Origin of the sequence: Alicycliphilus denitrificans K601 (genome assembly GCF_000204645.1) — a bacterium.
In the GTDB taxonomy this organism is placed as follows: Bacteria; Pseudomonadota; Gammaproteobacteria; order Burkholderiales; family Burkholderiaceae_C; genus Alicycliphilus; species Alicycliphilus denitrificans.
This window is the reverse complement of sequence record NC_015422.1, coordinates 1-18,715: the sequence shown is the minus strand read 5'-3', so window position 1 is coordinate 18,715 and position 18,715 is coordinate 1. Positions and strand designations below refer to the sequence as shown.

Annotated in this window: 15 protein-coding genes and 1 other annotated feature; of the genes, 9 read left to right on the top strand and 6 right to left on the bottom strand. The window is 66.2% G+C overall.

Annotated elements, in window-relative coordinates; translation table 11 throughout:
* The first annotated feature begins 14 nt into the window (after positions 1-14).
* From ALIDE2_RS00090 to ALIDE2_RS00080, 3 genes are read left to right on the top strand one after another with little or no spacing between them, the layout of a single operon-like run.
* Positions 15-2,033, top strand: coding sequence for an acetyl/propionyl/methylcrotonyl-CoA carboxylase subunit alpha (locus tag ALIDE2_RS00090; protein WP_013721121.1), 2,019 nt, complete (start codon positions 15-17; stop codon positions 2,031-2,033).
* A complete protein-coding gene (locus ALIDE2_RS00085; RefSeq protein ID WP_013516935.1) occupies positions 2,030-3,802 on the top strand; it encodes an acyclic terpene utilization AtuA family protein in 1,773 nt (590 codons plus the stop codon). The genes ALIDE2_RS00090 and ALIDE2_RS00085 overlap by 4 nt, the downstream gene beginning before the upstream one ends.
* A gap of 34 nt (positions 3,803-3,836) precedes the next feature.
* Complete coding sequence (locus ALIDE2_RS00080; protein ID WP_013516934.1) at positions 3,837-4,859, top strand: Bug family tripartite tricarboxylate transporter substrate binding protein; 1,023 nt, start codon at positions 3,837-3,839, stop codon at positions 4,857-4,859.
* On the opposite strand, the gene ALIDE2_RS00075 is transcribed toward ALIDE2_RS00080, so the two are convergent.
* Positions 4,856-5,698, bottom strand: coding sequence for a LysR substrate-binding domain-containing protein (locus ALIDE2_RS00075; protein WP_013516933.1), 843 nt, complete (start codon positions 5,696-5,698; stop codon positions 4,856-4,858). The two genes, ALIDE2_RS00080 and ALIDE2_RS00075, sit on opposite strands and share 4 nt — an antisense overlap.
* Before the next feature lie 53 nt (positions 5,699-5,751).
* On the opposite strand from ALIDE2_RS00075, the gene ALIDE2_RS00070 reads away from it, so the two are divergent.
* Both ALIDE2_RS00070 and ALIDE2_RS00065 read left to right on the top strand, forming a co-directional pair.
* Positions 5,752-6,609: an enoyl-CoA hydratase/isomerase family protein gene (locus ALIDE2_RS00070; RefSeq protein WP_013721120.1), complete on the top strand. Its 858-nt coding sequence runs from the start codon at positions 5,752-5,754 to the stop codon at positions 6,607-6,609.
* Positions 6,610-6,618: 9 nt separating this feature from the next.
* On the top strand, positions 6,619-7,812 hold the full coding sequence (locus ALIDE2_RS00065) for a CaiB/BaiF CoA transferase family protein (protein WP_013721119.1): 1,194 nt from the start codon (positions 6,619-6,621) through the stop codon (positions 7,810-7,812).
* 24 nt (positions 7,813-7,836) lie between these two features.
* Here ALIDE2_RS00065 and ALIDE2_RS00060 read toward each other — a convergent pair whose 3' ends face one another.
* A complete protein-coding gene (locus ALIDE2_RS00060; protein WP_013721118.1) occupies positions 7,837-8,250 on the bottom strand; it encodes a YkgJ family cysteine cluster protein in 414 nt (137 codons plus the stop codon).
* 496 nt (positions 8,251-8,746) lie between these two features.
* On the opposite strand from ALIDE2_RS00060, the gene ALIDE2_RS25140 reads away from it, so the two are divergent.
* The 4 genes from ALIDE2_RS25140 (at position 8,747) to ALIDE2_RS24145 (ending at position 12,569) form a co-directional block, all read left to right on the top strand.
* Positions 8,747-8,911 (top strand): hypothetical protein, encoded by a 165-nt coding sequence (locus ALIDE2_RS25140; RefSeq protein WP_158307686.1) that lies wholly within the window; start codon positions 8,747-8,749, stop codon positions 8,909-8,911.
* A gap of 62 nt (positions 8,912-8,973) precedes the next feature.
* On the top strand, positions 8,974-9,444 hold the full coding sequence (locus tag ALIDE2_RS00055; protein ID WP_148262952.1) for a hypothetical protein: 471 nt from the start codon (positions 8,974-8,976) through the stop codon (positions 9,442-9,444).
* Between the two features lie 266 nt (positions 9,445-9,710).
* A protein-coding gene (locus tag ALIDE2_RS00045) for an IS3 family transposase (RefSeq protein WP_085945337.1) occupies positions 9,711-10,945 on the top strand; the annotation gives its coding sequence in 2 pieces (ribosomal slippage) (positions 9,711-9,999 and positions 9,999-10,945; 1,236 coding nt in all).
* Positions 9,989-10,105 (top strand) — a sequence feature (AL1L pseudoknot). (Overlaps the previous gene by 117 nt.)
* A gap of 493 nt (positions 10,946-11,438) precedes the next feature.
* Complete coding sequence (locus ALIDE2_RS24145) at positions 11,439-12,569, top strand: helix-turn-helix domain-containing protein (RefSeq protein ID WP_013721114.1); 1,131 nt, start codon at positions 11,439-11,441, stop codon at positions 12,567-12,569.
* Here ALIDE2_RS24145 and ALIDE2_RS00030 read toward each other — a convergent pair.
* The 4 genes from ALIDE2_RS00030 to dnaA all read right to left on the bottom strand — a co-directional run bounded on the left by ALIDE2_RS00030 (position 12,560) and on the right by dnaA (position 18,612).
* Positions 12,560-13,192, bottom strand: coding sequence for a hypothetical protein (locus ALIDE2_RS00030; RefSeq protein WP_013721113.1), 633 nt, complete (start codon positions 13,190-13,192; stop codon positions 12,560-12,562). The two genes, ALIDE2_RS24145 and ALIDE2_RS00030, sit on opposite strands and share 10 nt — an antisense overlap.
* 64 nt (positions 13,193-13,256) lie before the next feature.
* Positions 13,257-15,839 carry a DNA topoisomerase (ATP-hydrolyzing) subunit B gene (gene gyrB / locus ALIDE2_RS00025; RefSeq protein WP_013721112.1) on the bottom strand — a complete coding sequence of 861 codons (2,583 nt, stop codon included), beginning with the start codon at positions 15,837-15,839 and terminating at the stop codon, positions 13,257-13,259.
* A gap of 118 nt (positions 15,840-15,957) precedes the next feature.
* On the bottom strand, positions 15,958-17,064 hold the full coding sequence (dnaN, locus tag ALIDE2_RS00020) for a DNA polymerase III subunit beta (protein WP_013516928.1): 1,107 nt from the start codon (positions 17,062-17,064) through the stop codon (positions 15,958-15,960).
* Positions 17,065-17,190: 126 nt separating this feature from the next.
* The gene (gene dnaA / locus ALIDE2_RS00015) at positions 17,191-18,612 is read right to left on the bottom strand and encodes a chromosomal replication initiator protein DnaA (protein ID WP_013721111.1); all 1,422 of its coding nucleotides are present in this window, start codon (positions 18,610-18,612) and stop codon (positions 17,191-17,193) included.
* Positions 18,613-18,715: the final 103 nt, after the last annotated feature.

The following is an 18,715-nucleotide window of genomic DNA, read 5'->3' as shown; positions in this document are numbered from 1 at the left end:
GGGGAGGACGCACGATGCGTTTCGACACGCTGCTCGTGGCCAACCGGGGCGAGATCGCCCTGCGCATTCTGCGCACTGCGCGGCGCATGGGCCTGCGCACGGTGGCCGTGTATTCCGACGCCGACGCGCACGGCCCGCACGTGCGCGCGGCGGACATGGCCGTGCACATAGGCCCCACGCCGGCCGACCAGAGCTACCGCAACGGCGCCGCGCTGATCGAGGCCTGCCGCCGCACCGGCGCCCAGGCCATCCACCCGGGCTACGGCTTTCTGTCCGAGAACGCCGAGTTCGCGCAGGCCGTGGCCGATGCGGGCCTGGTCTTCGTCGGCCCCTCGGCGCGGGTGATCGCGCTGATGGGCAACAAGGCCCAGGCCAAGCAGGCCATGCAGGCCGCGGGCGTGCCCACGGTGCCGGGCGAGCAGGGCTGCGCCACGCAGGAGCAGATCGCCGCGGCGGCGCGGCGCATCGGCTTTCCGGTCATCCTCAAGGCCGCGGCCGGTGGCGGCGGGCGCGGCATGCGCGTGGTGCGCGAGGCGGGCGACCTGGCCGAGATGTTCCGCCAGGCGCAGTCCGAGGCGGCGGGCGCCTTCGGCTCCGGCGAGATCATCATCGAGCGCGCGATCGAGCGTGGCCGCCACATCGAGGTGCAGGTGCTGTGCGACGAGCACGGCCGCTGCCTGCACCTGGGCGAGCGCGATTGCTCCACGCAGCGGCGCTTCCAGAAGCTGATCGAGGAGGCGCCTTCGCCCGCGGTCGATGCCCCACTGCGCGAGGCCATGGGCCAGGTGGCGCGCCAGGCCTGCGAGGCCATCGGCTACACCGGCGTGGGCACGCTGGAGTTTCTGCTCGACGACCAGAAGCGCTTCTACTTCATGGAGATGAACACCCGCCTGCAGGTGGAGCACGGCGTGACCGAGCTGGTCACGGGGCTGGACCTGGTGGAGCAGCAGATCCGCGTGGCCCAGGGCGAGGCCCTGACCTTCGGCCAGCAGGACGTACGGCTCAAGGGCCACGCGATCGAGCTGCGCCTGTGCGCCGAAGACCCCTGGGCCGGATTTTTGCCGCAGGTGGGCACCGTGGGCGAGTGGCAAGCGCCCGCCGGCATCCGCACCGACAGCGCGCTGGCGAGCGGCATGGCGATCAGCCCGTTCTACGACTCGATGGTCGCCAAGCTCATGGCCTGGGGCGAGAGCCGTGAGGCCTGCATCGCCCAGCTGGCGCGCGCCTGCGAGCGCACCACGGCGCTGGGCGTGCGCACCAACCTGGGGTTCCTGGCGCGCTGCCTGCGGCACCCGCGCTTCGCGCAAGGCCAGGTGACCACGGACTTCCTGGCGCAAGAGGACCTGCAGCAGCCGTTCTGGCGGCGCGCGCCCTCGGCGCACGCGCTGGCCGCGGCGGCGCTGGTGCTGGGCGGCGCGGTGAAGACCGCCATGGCCGGGCCGGCGGAGCGCCTGGGCGGGCGCTCGCTGTGGCTGCGCGACGCCACCGCCGGCGCCGACGGCAAGGCCGTGCAATGCACGCTGGCGTCCGGTGCCGCGGGCCTGGTGCTGCAGTGCAGCGAACGTGCGCCGGGCAAGGCAGCAGCCGAGGATGCGCAGGCATCCAGTTGGCAGATAGCCCATCTGCGCTGGCACGACGAGGCAGGCGGCGCCCGCCTGGGGCTGGCCATCGACGGCATCTACCGCGAGCTGGCGTGCTGGCAGGAGGCCGCGGGCCGGCTGTGGGTGCAGGACGGCGCCGACGCCTTCGTCTTCGAGCGCGTCGAGCGCTTCGAGGCCGCCGGCGCCCGGCAGGGCAGCGGCCTGCTGCGCGCGCCCATGAGCGGCCGCGTGATCGCGGTGCTCGCAGGCGAGGGGCAGAGCGTGGCGCAGGGCGATCCGCTGGTCGTCATCGAGTCCATGAAGATGGAAATGCCGCTGGCCGCGCCCTGCGCGGGCCGCATCGCGCGGCTGCACGTGGGCGAGGGCCAGCAGCTCGACGCCGGCCAGGCCGTCCTGGAAGTGGACAGTGAAGAGGAGAAGGAGACGCCATGAATCAAACCGTTCTGATCGGAGGCGCCTCCGGCTTCTGGGGCGACTCGCAGATCGCCGTGCCGCAGCTGCTGCGCCAGCCCGGGCTGCAGTACCTGGTGTTCGACTATCTGGCCGAGACCACCATGTCCATCCTGCAGCGCGCCCGGCTGCGCGCGCCGGAGCTGGGCTACGCGACGGACTTCGTCACCGCCGCCGTCGGACCGCACCTGCGCGAGATCAAGGCCAAGGGCGTGCGCCTGGTCTCCAACGCCGGCGGCCTGAACCCCGCGGGCTGCCGCGACGCCATCCTGGCGCTGGCGCGCGAGCAGGGCGTGGACCTGAAGGTGGCCATCGTCACCGGCGACGACGTGCTGGACCTGCAGCCCCGGTTCGAGCCCTGGGGCGACGAGGCCACGGCGGACCTGCCCGCATTGATGTCGGCCAACGCCTACCTGGGCGCGGCGCCCGTCGCGCAGGCGCTGGCTGCGGGCGCCGACATCGTGGTCACGGGCCGCTGCGTGGACAGCGCCTCGCTGCTGGGCATCGCCATCCATGAGTTCGGCTGGCGCATGACGGACTACGACCGGCTCGCCCAGGCCAGCCTCGCGGGCCATCTGGTGGAATGCGGCGCGCAGGCCACGGGCGGCCTGTTCACCGACTGGGAGCAGGTGCCCGACTGGGCCGACATCGGCTACCCGCTGGTGCGGCTGCAGGCCGACGGCAGCTTCGAGCTGTCGCAGCCCGAGGGCGCGGGCGGGCTGGTCACGCGGCAGACGGTGGGCGAGCAGCTGCTGTACGAGATCGGCGACCCCGCGGCCTACGAGCTGCCCGACGTGGTGTGCGACTTCACGCAGGTCGCGATCACCGACCTGGACGGAGGGCGCGTACGCGTGCAGGGTGCGCGCGGCCGCGCGCCCGGCGGCCGCTACAAGGTCACGGCCACCTACCAGCAGGGCTGGCACATCGCCATCATGATGGCCATCCGCGGCCAGCGCGCGCTGGCCAAGGCGCAGCGCACGGCCGACGCGCTGCTGGCACGCACGCGCCGGCAGATGCAGGCGGCGGGCTTCGCCGACTACGAGGACACCCTGGTCGAGCTGCTGGGCGCCGAATCCATGTACGGACCGCACCGGCGCGTGGCCGACAGCCGCGAGATCGTGCTGCGCATCGCCGCCCGGCACCGCGACAGGCGCGCGCTGGCCTTCCTGCAGAAAGAGGCCTCTTCCGCCGGCACCTCGATGGGGCCGGGCACGCGCAGCCATTTCGGCGGCCGCTCCGACGTGCAGAGCATCATCCGCACCGCCTCGTTCCTGCTGCCCAAGGCGGCGGTTGCGGTGCAGGTGCAGGCCGCGCCGGACGAAGCGCCGGCGGCGGTCGAAGCGGCCGATGCCGCGGCGGCGCCGGCCGCGCCCAATCCGCCCGAGGCCACGGCCGCAGGCGCCGCTGCCAGCGGCCCCACGGTGCGCATCGCGCTGGGCCGCATCGCACACGGCCGCAGCGGCGACAAGGGCGACGACGCCAACATCGGCCTGATGGCCCGCGATCCGAAATGGCTGCCGGTGCTGCGCGGGCAGCTCACCGCCGAGCGGGTGCTTCAGTACTTCGCCCACCTGGTGCAGGGGCCGGTGCAGCGCTACGAGCTGCCGGGCCTGGGCGCCTTCAACTTCGTGCTGCGCCGCGCGCTGGGCGGCGGCGGCTCGTGCAGCCTGCGCTCGGACCCGCTGGGCAAGTGCTACGCGCAGATGCTGCTGGACATGGAGATCGATTGCCCCGAAGACCTGGCGCCCTGAGCGTCTTTCCATAGCGATACCAAGGAGACAGACCATGCAGATACTGAATCACGAGTCCCGGTTGTCACGCCGCGAACTGCTGCGCAGCGCGGGCGCCATGGGGTTGGGCATGGCGGCGGGCCTGCCCGCCCTGGCCCAGGGCGCGGGCGCCGCAGACTTCAGGCTCGACAAGCAGGTGCGCATCATCGTCGCCTATGGGGCGGGCGGCGCGTCGGACGCCATTGCGCGCTACGTGGGCGACGCCATCGCCCAGCGCGGCGGCAAGCCGGTGATCGTGGAGAACCGCCCCGGCGCGGACGGCAACATCGCGGCCGAGGCCGTGGTGCGCGCGCCGACCGATGCCTACAACCTGCTGGTGTCGGGCTCGTCCACCCATGCGGCCAACGCCACGATATACAAGAAGCTGGCCTACGACCCGGACAAGGACTTCACGCCGCTGGCCACCATGGCCAATACGCCGTACGCAATGCTGGTCAACCCCAAGCGCATCGCGCAGACCACGGCCGCGGACTTCCTGGCCTGGGCCCGCAAGGACGGACAGACCCTGTCGTTCGCCAGCGCCAACGTGGGCGGGCGCATCGCGGGCGAGCGCTTCAAGCAGCTCACCAGGATCAACGCGGTGAACGTGCCCTACAAGAGCAGCGCCCAGGCCATGACGGACCTGATCGGCGGCCAGTTCGACTACTACTTCTGCGACATGCTGACGGCGCTGCCGCAGATCAAGGCCGGCACGGTGCGGGCGCTCGCGCTGTCGAGCAGCAAGCGCATCGCCAGCCTGCCGGACGTGCCCACCGTGGCCGAGCTGGGCTATCCCGACTTCGACGTCAGCTCCTGGATCGCGATCTGGAGCGCCAGGGCCACCACGCCGCAGCCCGTGTCGGCCGCGTTGTCGCGCTGGATCGGCGAGGCGCTGGAATCGCCCGCGGGGCAGGACTTCCTCGTCAAGAAGGGCCTGGTGCCCACGCCGGTCTCGCCCGAGCACTTGCTGCACCTGCAGGCACGCGACACCAGGGACTGGGGCCGGATCATCATCGAAGCCGGGATGCAGCAGCCCTAATGGGGTGCAATGAGATGGCGGACCTTCATCGCGCTTTCATGGCTGGCGTCGGCGCGCCAGTACAGGCAGAAGCTGATCGGCGGCAGCGCCGGCAGGCGGGCCTGCGGGTCGAGCACGCGCAGGTCGGGCGCCAGCATCTCCACGGCGCGCGCCGTGACGCCCAGCCCCGCGCGCAGCGCGGCGCGCACGCCGGCCAGGGTCGATGTCTCGAAGGCCGCGTGCCAGGGGATGCCGGCCTCGGTCAGCGCCTGCACCATGCTGCTGCGGAAAGGGCAGGCCGCCTCCATCAGGATCAGCGGCACCGAGGCGCCGGCCTGCGGGTGGTAGCGCGCTCCGGCGATCCAGGCCACGGGCGAGGTGCGCAGCACCGTGTGCGCGAACTCGGGGTGCGGGGTGATGTCCAGCATCAGGTCGATGTCGCCCTTGCGCAGCGCCGACGCGAGCCAGCGGCTGCGGCCGACCTGGATGTCGATGCTCAGGTTGGGGAAGTTCTCAGCGCAGATCTCCAGGTAGGCGGGCAGCAGGGTGTCCACGGCGTCGGCGCAGGCGCCGATCTTCACGGGCTGGGTGGCCGCCTGCTGGGTGATGACGCGGTAGGCCTCGTCGTTGAGGCCGACCATGCGCCGCGCGTATTCCAGCAGCCGCACGCCCTCCACGGTCAGCTTCTTGCGCCGGCCCACGCGCTCGAACAGCGCGCAGCCCAGCACGGATTCGAGCTTCTGCATCTGCTGGGACACCGCCGCCTGCGTGCGGTAGACCTTCTCGGCGGCGTTGGTGAAGCTCTCGCGCTCCGCCACCGCCACGAAGGTGCGCAGCAGGCCGATATCGAGGTTGCGCATGCCCTTGCTCATGCGCGGCCATTGTAGGTAGCTCTTTGGGAAAGAGGTTTTCGATGCAAGCAGAAGACAGCGAAGCCTGGGTGCTCGCATCCCGCGTGGGGCCGGTGGCCCGCATCCATCTCAACCGCGGCGATGCCCGCAACCCTCTGGGGGCGGAGATGGTGCAGGCATTGTCCGCAGCGGTGGGCGAGGCGTCCGGCCAGAGCGGGGTGCGCGTCATCCTGCTGACGGCCGCGGGCCCTGCGTTCAGCGCCGGGGGCAACCTGGGCAACCTGGGCGACAGGCTGGCTGCCGCGGCGGGGCCCGACGGGCGCGACCCCATCGCCGCCGGCAACCGCCGCTATGGCGAGTTCCTGACGCAGCTGGTGAACGTGCCGCAGGTGACCGTGGCCTGCGTCCAGGGCGCGGCCATGGGCGGCGGCGCGGGCCTGGCCTGCGCGGTGGACATCGCTGTCGGATCGCCCGAGGCCAGGTTCGGCTTTCCCGAGGCCGCGATCGGCCTGGTGCCTGGGCAGATCCTGCCGTTCGTCGCGGCGCGCCTGGGCCTGCCCGCGGCCCGGCGGCTGGTGCTGACCGGGCGGCGCATCGACGCGGCCGAGGCCCACCGCATCGGCCTGCTGGACTACGTGGCCGACTCGCACCAGGCGCTGGGCGCGCTCACGCGGCAGGTGCTGGAATCCGTCGTGGCCACGGCGCCGCAGGCCTCGGCCTGCACCAAGCGCATGCTGGGCCGGCTGCCCGTGGCGCCGCTGCAGGCCAGCGGCGCGCTGCAGGGCTACCTGGACGAGGCCGCGGAGCTGTTCGCCGGCCAGATGCGCTCGGAGGCGATGGAGGGCGTGAGCGCCGCCCGCGAAAAGCGGCCCGCCCGCTGGAATGAGGCCGGCGAGCTGTCGGCACTGGATCTTGCATAGGAGGCCGCAATGGCGTCATTGGATGGTTTGAAGGTGGTGGACCTGTCGCGCGTGCTGGGCGGTCCGCTGTGTGCGCAGATCCTGGGCGATCACGGGGCGGACGTCGTCAAGGTCGAGGGCCCCGCAGGCGACGAGACCCGCACCTGGGGGCCGCCGTTCAACGATGCCGGCATGGCCTCGTACTTCGCCGGCATCAACCGCAACAAGCGCACCGTGTGCGTGGACCTGGCCGCGCCCGAGGGGCGCGACGTGGTGATGCGCCTGCTGCAGGACGCCGACGTGCTGATAGAGAACTTCAAGGTCGGCACGCTGGAGCGCTGGGGCATGGGCTACGACGAGGTGCTGCGCGAGCGCTTCCCGCGCCTGATCCACTGCCGCGTGACCGGTTTCGGCGCCACCGGCCCGCTGGGCGGGCTGCCGGGCTACGACGCGGCGGTGCAGGCGCTCAGCGGCCTGATGAGCATCAATGGCGACCCCGAGGGCGTGGCCACGCGCATGGGCGTGCCCATCGTGGACGTGACCACGGGACTCAACGCCGTCATCGGCATCCTGATGGCGCTGCACGAGCGCGAGCGCAGCGGCCGGGGCCAGTCGGTGGAGTCGGCACTGTTCGACAGCGCGCTCTTCTCGCTGTACCCGCACTCCATCAACACCCTGTTCACCGGGCGCGCGCCGCAGCGCTCGGGCAACGGGCATCCCAACATCGCGCCCTACGACACCTACGCCACCGCCACCGAGCCCATCTACCTGGCCGTGGGCAACAACGGCCAGTTCCAGCGCCTGTGCGAGGCCGTGGGCCATGCGCACCTGGCTGAGGACGAGCGCTATGCCACGAACGCCCAGCGCGCCGTGCACCGCTTCGAACTCAAGAAGGATTTGCAAAGCGCCTTCAGCAGCTTCGACGCGCAGACGCTGTTCCAGAAGCTGGTGGCGGTGGGCGTGCCCTGTGGTGTGATCCAGAACGTGGTCGAGGCGCTGGCCCACCCGCACACGGCGCACCGCGGCATGGTGGCCGAGGTGGAGGGCTTCCGCTCCGTGGCCTCGCCGATCAAGTTCAGCCGCACGCCGGCCAGCTACCGCCTGCGGCCGCAGGAGATCGGCCAGAGCACCCTGCAGGTGCTGGGAGAGGCCGGCCTGTCGCAGGAGCAGATCGCGCTTCTGCTGGAGCGGGGCGTGATCAGGCAGGCGCCCCGGCCCGGATAGCGGCGACGGGCATGCCGCGGGCGTTCAACCGCGGCGCTGCAATGTCCTCGCCCCATAGGCGCAATACCCTGGCCTGGGGCTCTTCGTCTGCGGATGCAGGCGGCAGGTCTCGGGCCGCCGCTCGTACACCGTGCACAGCCGGGTCGCGGCGTCCAGAAAGCCGCAGTCCCCATCGGCGCGCCGCGCCATGGTGAAGAGCCCGTGCCTGGGGCTGTAGTGGTCCACGAGCCTGGCCTTGAGCAGCCGCCTGGCGATCAGCTTCGGTGCGACATGCTCCGCCTCGAACGGATCGACCAGCCCCAGCCGCACAAGGTCGGGCAGCTGCACCTCCAGCGGCATGGTGCAGCAGTTGGCCGCGCAGCTGTTGCACAGGCCGGCGCGGTAGCGGGTCCAGGTGTCGGGGCGATCGACGTCGACGATGGCGATGGGGGATCTCATGGTGCCATGTGGTGGCAAGGGAGCGTCATGGCCGGCGCCTGCCGCCCGGCCCCGAGTTCGGCGGCGGCAAAGTGTAGGTGACCTCATAAGCCGAGAATTTCATGCCTTATGAATCAACGACTTACGCGTCATGGGTAAGCATAAGTTGAGAAATTTGGACGCATAAGCTGAGAAATTTCTACCAGCGCTGTTTTTGCAGGCATCTCTGAGTCCGCCGCGATGCGGCGTCTCCCATCAAAAACAGCGTGGGTCATCAATGAAAAAGCGTCTTCTGCGTCTGAAAAAGCACTATACGCCTTGTTTGACTAGAGCCAACCAGGCATCGCAGGTCACACCTGCTATCCAAACAGCCTTCCTCTTCACGGGGGGCAACCGGTGTGCGCTGCACCAGTGGCTCGTGGCCTGACCCTTTCACATTTTTGGACACAGCATCCAAAAACGACATGACCTGTCGGTTCACTGCGTAAGACTGCAGTTTTCAACCACGGAGATTGCAATGTTCTGGACAGCCGTTTTGGTCGTTTTCTCAAGCGCTATGTTGGTAAAACTCGGGGCGCTCTCTGTGACCGCTTCGATACTGTCGATGGCCCTCAAGGTCAGCGTTGCCACGATTCTGTTTTTCCTTGCGCTGGGAGCTTGGATGTGGCTGCGTCATCGCTGATTTTTTCGCTTGGGCGACCTGCATAATGAGTGAGATTCAGCCCGCCTTAAGAAGGAAAAACCGTGACGATGAAGCCCGAAGTAGCACTGCTTGAACTGACAGTTATCAACGCTGAGGCTCAGCAGGCCGAAAGCTTCGCAGCCGCAGCCAAGGCGCTGCTCGACCGCGGCCTCCCTCCCGAAGTTGTTACTCGGATGCAAGACCTCTGGGACAAAACAAAGGTCATCGGTGGCGAGGTCGTCGCAGTCGGAAAAATCATCATCAAAAAGATTGTTGATTTCTTCTTGGCGAACCCGGGCCTCGCGATTGGCGTAGCCATTGGGGCGGCGGTCTCCGCCCTCGTATCCGCGTCAATTCCTTTCATCGGTGCTTTGCTCGCGCCCCTGGTCGGCGTACTCGTCGCACTGTATGGGTACAACATCCAAGAGGGAGGACGCGACTCCATGCTGCACAGCACTGTCAAGCTGGCAGTGGAGTTTTTTAAACTGCTTGTCGATATTTTCAAAGCGGTAGTGAACTACATAGTGGCCTAAGGCGCAGGGAACTCGAATGGAGCACAAAGGACCCGAGCCTGGCCAAAAATCGGCACAAGAAAAATTGGAAGGGTCGGACCGGGTGGAGGTCGCGGCCCATGTTGTGCAGGGAGCCGTCGGTGTCGCTGCGGGTGTCGCCGTCTCCGGTGTGGTGGCAAAGATGGCTGGTGTTGCGACCGTTATGGGTTCAACCAAACTGGCGGCACTGGTCGGTGGTGAACAGCCCCGGATTTCGAGGAGGCACCAACTCTTGAGAAGATGGAGCCATGAACAAGTCACCGAAGTTCTCCCCGGAAGTCCGCGAGCGCGCCGTTCGCATGGTGCAGGAGCACCGAGCCGACTACCCGTCGCTGTGGGCAGCCATTGAATCGATTGCGCCCAAGATTGGCTGCGTGCCGCAGACCTTGAATGACTGGGTCAAGAAGGCCGAGGTCGACAGCGGCCAGCGCCCCGGCACCACCACGGCAGACGCCCAGCGCATCAAGGAACTGGAGCGTGAGGTCAAAGAGCTGCGCCGGGCCAACGACATCCTGAAGACGGCCAGCGCGTTTTTCGCGCAGGCGGAGCTCGACCGCCGATTGAAGTCTTGAAGAACTACATCGACCGCCACCGTGATGACTACGGGGTCGAGCCCATCTGCCGGGTGCTGCAGATGGCCCCGTCGTGTTACTGGCGCCACGCAGCCCGGCAACGCAACCCGCAACTGCGCAGTCAACGCGTCCAGCGTGACGAGGGTTTGAAAGCCGACATCCAGCGCGTGTGGCACGCCAACTGGCAGGTCTACGGGGCCGATAAGGTCTGGCTGCAGATGAACCGCGAGGGCATCGCAGTGGCGCGCTGCACGGTCGAGCGCCTGATGCGTGCCATGGGCTTGCAAGGAGCACGCCGTGGCAAGACAGTGCGCACCACCACGCCGGACACATCGGCACCGTGCCCGCTGGACCACGTCAACCGGCAATTCAAGGCCAGCCGGCCCAACGAGCTGTGGGTGTCGGACTTCACCTACGTCTCCACCTGGCAGGGCTGGTTGTACGTGGCCTTCGTGGTGGACGTGTACGCCCGGCGCATCGTGGGCTGGCGGGTCAGCCGCAGCATGCAAACGGACTTCGTGCTGGATGCGCTGGAGCAGGCGCTGTATGACCGCCAGCCAGCAGCCCATGCCTTGACGCACCATTCCGACAGGGGCAGTCAATACGTTTCCATACGCTACACCGAACGCTTGGACCAGGCGGGTATCCAGCCATCAGTGGGCAGCCGGGGTGACAGCTACGACAACGCACTGGCCGAGACCATCAACGGGCTGTACAAGGCCGAGCTGATTCACCGCCGGGGACCCTGGAAGACCAGGGAATCCGTGGAGCTGGCCACCCTGCAGTGGGTGCACTGGTTCAATCACGTCCGACTGCTCACGCCGATTGGGGGCATCCCTCCGGCAGAAGCTGAGGCAAACTACTGGAGGCAACTCGCCGTCAGCGACACCTCGACAGAGGTGTCAACTTAAACCAATCGGCCTCCTTGAAAGCCGGGGCGGTTCAGCGTGGTTTCGCGGGAATATTTCCTGCAGTGCCTGGCGCAGGCTGGGCTTGAGCCCGTCTGGGTGATAGCTGGTGAAAAGAATGTCTACGGGGGTCAGGATGTTGGGCTCAGCAATGGGTTCGGAGGCTGTCTGTACCACACCACAGTTTTCACCATTAGCGACAGTGACGTGAAGCAGTTCGGGCAGAGAACGAGGTATCGCCCGGGCAGCAAGGAGCAGTTGGCGGCGCTACGGGCGGTCGGCTAGCATGGTGCATACCGTGGCTATTCCTGATTCAGAGTTGGTTTCATTCAGCAGCTTCACCCTGACAGCCGGCTCCAGGACCGAGCTCTTCGAAGTGGCGCCAGTCGAACAGCTGTGTGGTGCCACACGGGCAGTCCTCAAGCTGCTTGCGACGCAGCAAGCCTTGAGAGCGACAACTTGACGAAACTTGACGTCCGCCATATCATCACTCGCTATGCTGAATATCCCTGCCATTGAAGGCGCAATGCGCAGACTCGGCATGTCCGGTACGGCCTTGGCAGAGGCTTGCACGGTGAGCAAGGAAGCGACCTCCAATTGGCTGAACGGAGAGTCAATTCCCCGTCCAAGTAAACTCACCAAATTGTCCGAAGTGCTTGGCATACCGGTCGAGACCCTGCTGAACGTTGTTCAGCCGCCTACGCCGGTGTTTGCTTACCGGACCAAGTTCAATAAACCTGTTTCGGGCCCCATGCGCGATGCTGCAGAAGAGCAGGCGCGCCATTTAGAGCAGCTCTTGCCTTTCGTGGATGAAAGGCCTGATTTCGAGCCGCCACTTCTGCGGGAACCTTCCCTAGATGCAGAGCGTATTCGCAACGCTGCGACGCGAGCTCGAGCTTCGCTTGGATTATCGAACCACGACGTTCTAAGCAACGAGAACCTTGAGAGACTTTTCCATATTTTTGGGGCTATCTTTGTGCCGGTCATGTGGGGCCTGAACAAGGAGCGCCACGAAAACGCGCTGACCGTTTACTTGCCAGAGTCCAAAACGTTTTGGGTTGTGTTCAATCTGGGTTGCAGAAGTGATGACTATAAGTATTGGCTTGCACATGAGTACGGCCACTGTCTGACCATGCACGCTCTCTCGGAGGAAGATGGCGAGACCTTTGCAGAGAAGTTTGCGCAACAGTTGGTCTTCCCCGATGAGGTTGCGAATGAATGCTTGGCTGCCGTAAGGGCATCAAGCGATGGATTGGTGGTCATCACCGAGTACGCGAAACGGTTCGGTGTTTCTGTTATCACAATCTTGCGCGCTATAGACCGTTTGAGCGAACAGCTATACGGTATGAAAACGGGCCTGGATACCCCAAAGTTTTATGCTGCTTGGAATAGGGGCCGTGCTAATGTGCCGACGATGACGCGGGTGATTTCCGGAAGTGATACCCCCTCACAACAGGAGTATGTGGTTAAGGCTGGGGAGTATTACAAGACGCCTGTTTTTAGGGCCATTCAGAGCTTCCAAGAGACCGAAGGCGGGCGTAACCCGGCCTTTATTGCCAGTGTTTTAAACCTTGGTATAGGCGACGCCCTAAGCTTGTCGCACGTGCTTTGGGAGCATCAGTCCTGAGCAGTCGGTGGGGGCTCATTGAATAGTCGAGAGTAGATGTCTGGCGACTCTCTTAGTAGCTTCTCTCCGTTTTTTAACCAGTCCGCATAGGTCCTAATCCTGGTCTCGCGGTTGATTAGCCCTTCGTGCTCTAACAACGCAATTAACTCCACACTCGAAAAGAGCCGAACAGAGTCCCCGTTGTCGTAGTCATACATCTCGGACACGAGGCGGAGTGGCCACTCATCGGTTGATAGCGCGGCATTCAGCTCAAGGCAGGCCGCCAGAGCTTTCGAATCGGCCAGCGTAAGCGCTCGACGTACCTTAAGCTTTCTATCTCTGTAGTCTTCATAGAGGGCTGCGTTGCCAACCTTCTGGATTTCTAAAGCGTCTTGGTCGATTGCTTGGCGCTGCGCCTTCGTAAGCGTGACGGTGGCCGCGTCAACTTCGTTAACGATGACTTGGTCACTGAGCCAAGCCAAGTCTGGGCGTTTCGCTAAATTTTTCAGCTCCGCCGCCAAGCCATTGAGCGTCTTTAGCTCGTAGCCCGCCACCGGCCTCCCAAGAATGGGGCGTAGTGGAGAGAAATACGCTCTCACCAAGCAATTTGTATCAATGAGTACAAGCTGAGGGGCGGCGTTCATGGGGCGGCATTTCTCAACTTATGGGTCTCGATTTCTCAGGTTATGAGGCTACCTACACAAAGAATCAGACGTCGATGTTGCCGGCGCGCAGCGCATTCGTCTCGATGAAGTCCCTGCGCGGCTCCACTTCGTCGCCCATGAGCATGGTGAACACGCGGTCGGCCTCGATCGCGTCGTCGATCTGCACGCGCAGCAGGCGGCGCACCTCGGGGTCCATGGTGGTTTCCCAGAGCTGCTCGGGGTTCATCTCGCCCAGGCCCTTGTAGCGCTGGCGGGCGGTGGTGCGCTCGGCTTCGCCGATGAGCCATTGCATGGCCTGGCGGAAGTCGGAGATCTTTTCCTCCTTCTGCTTCTCGCCCTCGCCGCGCATGACCTTGGCGCCCTCCTGGATCAGGCCGCGGAAGCTCTCGGCGGCCTCGGCCAGTGCGGCGTAGTCGTCGCCGGCCACGAAGTCCTGCGTGATGAGGCTGCTCTTGATGTTGCCGTGGTGGTGGCGGCTGATGCGCAGGATGGGCTTGTCGGTGCGCGGGTCGATCTCGCCCGTCACGTCGGCGGGCACGCCGCTGGTGTTCAGTTCGCGCAGCCTGGCCTGCAGCTGCACGGCGCTGGCCTGGGCGTCCTCCAGGGTGTCGAGGTTGAAGGCCACGCCGTCGGCCGCGGCGCGCAGGGCCTCGGCGTCCATGAAGGCCGACAGGCGGTCGATGACGCGCTCGGCGTGCTGGTGCGTGCGCGCCAGGGTGGCGAGCTCGTCGCCGGCCAGCGTGCGGGGCGCGTCGCCGCCGGTGCTGATGCTGGCGTGGTTCAGCGCCACGCGCAGCAGGAAGTTGTCGAGCGCGGCGGCGTCCTTCAGGTACAGCTCTTCCTTGCCGTTCTTGACCTTGTAGAGCGGCGGCTGGGCGATGTAGATGTGGCCGCGCTCGACGAGCTCGGGCATCTGGCGATAGAAGAAGGTCAGCAGCAGGGTGCGGATGTGCGCGCCGTCCACGTCGGCGTCGGTCATGATGATGATGCGGTGGTAGCGCAGCTTGGCGGCGTCGAAGTCGTCGGCGCCGCTCTTGCCGTTGCCGTCCTCGCTGGCCTTGCCGATGCCGGTGCCCAGCGCCGTGATCAGGGTGATGATTTCGTTGCTGGACAGGAGCTTCTCGTAGCGCGCCTTCTCCACGTTCAGGATCTTGCCGCGCAGCGGCAGGATGGCCTGGAACTTGCGGTCGCGCCCCTGCTTGGCGCTGCCGCCGGCGGAGTCGCCCTCGACGATGTAGATCTCGCACAGCGCCGGGTCTTTCTCCTGGCAGTCGGCCAGCTTGCCGGGCAGGCCCATGCCGTCGAGCACGCCCTTCCTGCGCGTCATCTCGCGCGCCTTGCGCGCGGCCTCGCGCGCGCGCGCGGCCTCGACGATCTTGCCGCACAGGATCTTGGCGTCCTGGGGCTTTTCCTCCAGGTACTCGGTGAGCGCCTTGGCGACGATGTCCTCCACGGGCGCGCGCACCTCGCTGCTGACGAGCTTGTCCTTGGTCTGGCTGCTGAACTTGGGCTCGGGCACCTTGACGCTCAGCACGCAGCACAGGCCTTCGCGCATGTCGTCGCCGCTCACGTCCACCTTGGCCTTCTTGGCGAGCTCGTTCTGCTCGATGTACTTGCCGATCACGCGCGTCATGGCGGCGCGCAGGCCCGTGAGGTGGGTGCCGCCGTCACGCTGGGGGATGTTGTTGGTGAAGCAGAGCACCTGCTCGTTGTAGCCGTCGTTCCACTGCATGGCGACTTCGACGCCGATCTCGGTGCCGGGGATGCCGCCGTAGCTCTCGGCCGGGCGCGAGCCCGTGGCGTGGAAGGCCGTGGGGTGCAGCACCTTCTTCGTGCCGTTGATGAACTCCACGAAGCCCTTGACGCCGCCGGCGCCGGAGAAGTCGTCCTCCTTGCCCGTTCGCTCGTCGATGAGGCGGATGCGCACGCCGTTGTTGAGGAACGAGAGCTCGCGCAGGCGCTTGGCCAGGATCTCGTAGTGGAAGTCGCTGTTCTCCTTGAAGATCTCGGTGTCGGGCAGGAAGCGCACCTCGGTGCCGCGCTTCTCCGTGGGGCCTACGATCTTCATGGGCGAGACCTCGAAGCCGTCCACCACCTCGATGAGGCGGTTCTGCACCACGCCCTTGGAGAATTCGAGCTGGTGCGTCTTGCCGTCGCGGCGCACGGTGAGGCGCAGCTTCTTCGACAGCGCGTTCACGCACGACACGCCCACGCCGTGCAGGCCGCCCGAGACCTTGTAGCTGTTCTGGTTGAACTTGCCGCCCGCGTGCAGCTCGGTGAGCGCGATCTCGGCCGCCGAGCGCTTGGGCTCGTGCTTGTCGTCCATCTTCACGCCCGTGGGGATGCCGCGGCCGTTGTCGATCACCGAGATCGAGTTGTCGGTGTGGATGGTGACGACGATGTCGTCGCAATGCCCGGCCAGCGCCTCGTCGATGGAGTTGTCCACCACCTCGAACACGAGGTGGTGCAGGCCCGTGCCGTCGCTCGTGTCGCCGATGTACATGCCCGGACGCTTGCGCACGGCCTCCAGGCCCTCCAGGATCTGGATGGCGCCTTCGCCGTAGCCGCCGGCGTCAACGCTTGCGGGGGCCGTGGTCTGGGGATCGGGCTGGTTCTCGTCGGTCATGGAATGCCTTGGGGCCGGTGGGCCCCTGGCGCGTGGCGAGGGGCCGAAATTCTTCTCTAAGCGGAAATAGGTGCTAGCGCCCGTCCATCAAGCGCTTGCAGCTATTAAAACAATAGTTTCAAATGCGCATGGGCATCACGACGTACTTGAAGTGCGTGTTGTCGGGGATGCCGAAGACGACCGAGCTGTTGCCGTCGGCCAGTTCCATCCTCACCATGTCCTGGCCCATGTTGGCCAGCACGTCGATGAGGTAGGTCACGTTGAAGCCGATCTCGATGCTGTCGCCGCCGTAGTCGATGTCGAGCTCGTCCACGGCCTCCTCCTGCTCGGCGTTGCTGGACGCCACGCGCAGGCTGCCGGGCTCGATGTTCAGGCGCACGCCCTTGAACTTCTCGCTGGTCATGATGGCCGTGCGCTGCAGGCTGGCCAAGAGCGGCGCGCGGCCCAGGGTGATGACGTTGTGGTGGTTGCGCGGAATGACGCGGTTGTAGTCGGGGAACTTGCCCTCGACCAGCTTGGTGACGAACTCCATGCCGCCGAAGCCGAACTTGGCCTGGTTGTTGGCGAAGCGCATCTCGATGGCGCCGTCGGCGTCGGACAGCAGGCGCTGCAGCTCCAGCACCGTCTTGCGCGGCAGGATCACCTCCTGCTTGGGCACCTCCATGTCGAGCTCGCTGCTCGCGAAGGCCAGGCGGTGGCCGTCGGTGGCCACCAGCGAGAGCGTCTTGCCCTCGGCCACGAACAGGATGCCGTTCAGGTAGTAGCGGATGTCCTGCACCGCCATGGCGAACGACACCTGGGACAGCAGGGTCTTGAGCGTCTTTTGCGGCACGCTGAACGCGGGGCCGAAGCTGGCGGCCTCCTGCACCAGCGGGAAGTCCTCGGCCGGCAGGGTCTGCAGCGTGAAGCGGCTCTTGCCGCCCTTGAGGATCAGCTTGGTCTGGCTGTTCTCCAGGCTCACCGTCTGGTCGGCGGGCATGGTCTTCAGGATGTCGATGAGCTTGCGCGCCCCCACCGTGGTCGTGAAATCGCCCGTGTCGCCACCCAGCTCGGCCGTGGTGCGGATCTGGATCTCCAGGTCGCTGGTGGTGAACTGCAGCGCATTGCCGGTCTTGCGGATCAGCACGTTGGCCAGTATGGGCAGCGTATGCCGGCGCTCGACGATGCCGGACACGGATTGCAGGACGGCGAGAACCTTGTCTTGTGTTGCCTTCAGGACAATCATGTCGTCAACCTTTGGTGGTTTTGGAATGGGTGCGCAGACGGCGGCATGGGCCATGCCCCTCCCTGGCCGTCGAACCTGCCATTTTGCCCGCGAACGGGCGTGCTTCCGCGGGGCGTCGGGCTTTCATCATCCCTTGAGCGTCTGCTCTAGCACGTGCAGCTGCTGGTTGAGCTCGGTCAGCTGCTGGCGCTCGGCGCCGATCTTGCGCACCGCGTGCAGCACCGTGGTGTGGTCGCGCCCACCGAACAGCTCGCCGATCTCGGGCAGGCTCTTCTGCGTGAGCTCCTTGGCCAGGTACATGGCGATCTGGCGCGGCCGCGCGATGCTGGCCGGGCGCTTCTTGCTGTACATGTCCGCCACCTTGATCTTGTAGTAGTCGGCCACGGTCTTCTGGATGTTCTCCACGCTGATCTGGCGGTTCTGGATGGACAGCAGGTCGCGCAGCGCCTCGCGCGCGAGCTGTATCGACACTTCCTTCTGGTTGAAGCGCGAGTACGCCAGGATCTTGCGCAGCGCGCCTTCGAGCTCGCGCACGTTGGAGCGCACGTTCTTGGCGACGAAGAAGGCCACCTCCTCGGGCATCTCGGCATGCTCGGCGCGCGCCTTGTTGATCAGGATGGCCACGCGCATCTCCAGCTCCGGCGGCTCGATCGCCACCGTCAGCCCCGAGTCGAAGCGCGACACCAGGCGCTCGTGGATGTTGGCCAGGCCCTTCGGGTAGGTGTCGCTGGTCATCACGATGTGGCTCTTCTTGGCCAGCAGCGCCTCGAAGGCGTTGAAGAACTCCTCCTGCGTGCGGTCCTTGTTCGCGAAGAACTGCACGTCGTCGATCAGCAGCAGGTCGAGCGAGTGATAGCGTTCCTTGAAATCGTCGAAGGTGCGCCTTTGGTACGACTTGACCACATCCGAAACGAACTGCTCGGCATGGATGTAGAGAACTTTGGCGTCGGGCCGGTCCGCGAGCAGCTTGTTGCCCACCGCGTGCACCAGGTGGGTCTTGCCCAGGCCCACGCCGCCGTAGATGAATAGCGGGTTGTACAGGTGCCCCGGCGAGCCCGCCACGTGCATGGCGGCCGAGCGCGCCATGCGGTTGGCCGTGCCCTCGACCAGGGTCTCGAAGGTCAGCGCGGGGTTCAGGCGCGTGCGGAAGGCGCCGGCGGGCGGCTCCTCGGCAGCGGCGCCGGCCGGCGCATTGGCGGCCGGCGCCTCGATACTGGCCGGCACGGGGCGAACATAAGTCCTGGCAACGGATTCACGCTGAGCGAGCGCTAACTCCAGTGTGACCGGCTGGCCGTACAGTTCCTCCAGCAGGGCGGAGATCCGCCCCGCATACTGGGCGCGGATCCAGTCGAGCTTGAAGCGGTTGGCCACCAGCAGGGTGACCTTGGAGAAATCGGGGGAGACCTGGGCCACGAGGGGCTTGATCCAGGTGTTGAACTGCTGCTCCGGCAGGTCTTGTGCGAGCTGCTCGGTGCAGGCCTGCCACAGGCCCTGGCCGGCGCTGTCGCCGTCCGTGTCGTGGCTGGAATGGGAGGGTCCCTCGTGCATTACGGGAAGTTCTAGTTGTGGATAGGAGGAACTGGGAAAGGCCGTGGATTCTAGCTTGTCAAGGAGTTATCCACAATTCGTCGGGTGCGCGGGGCGGCGATAT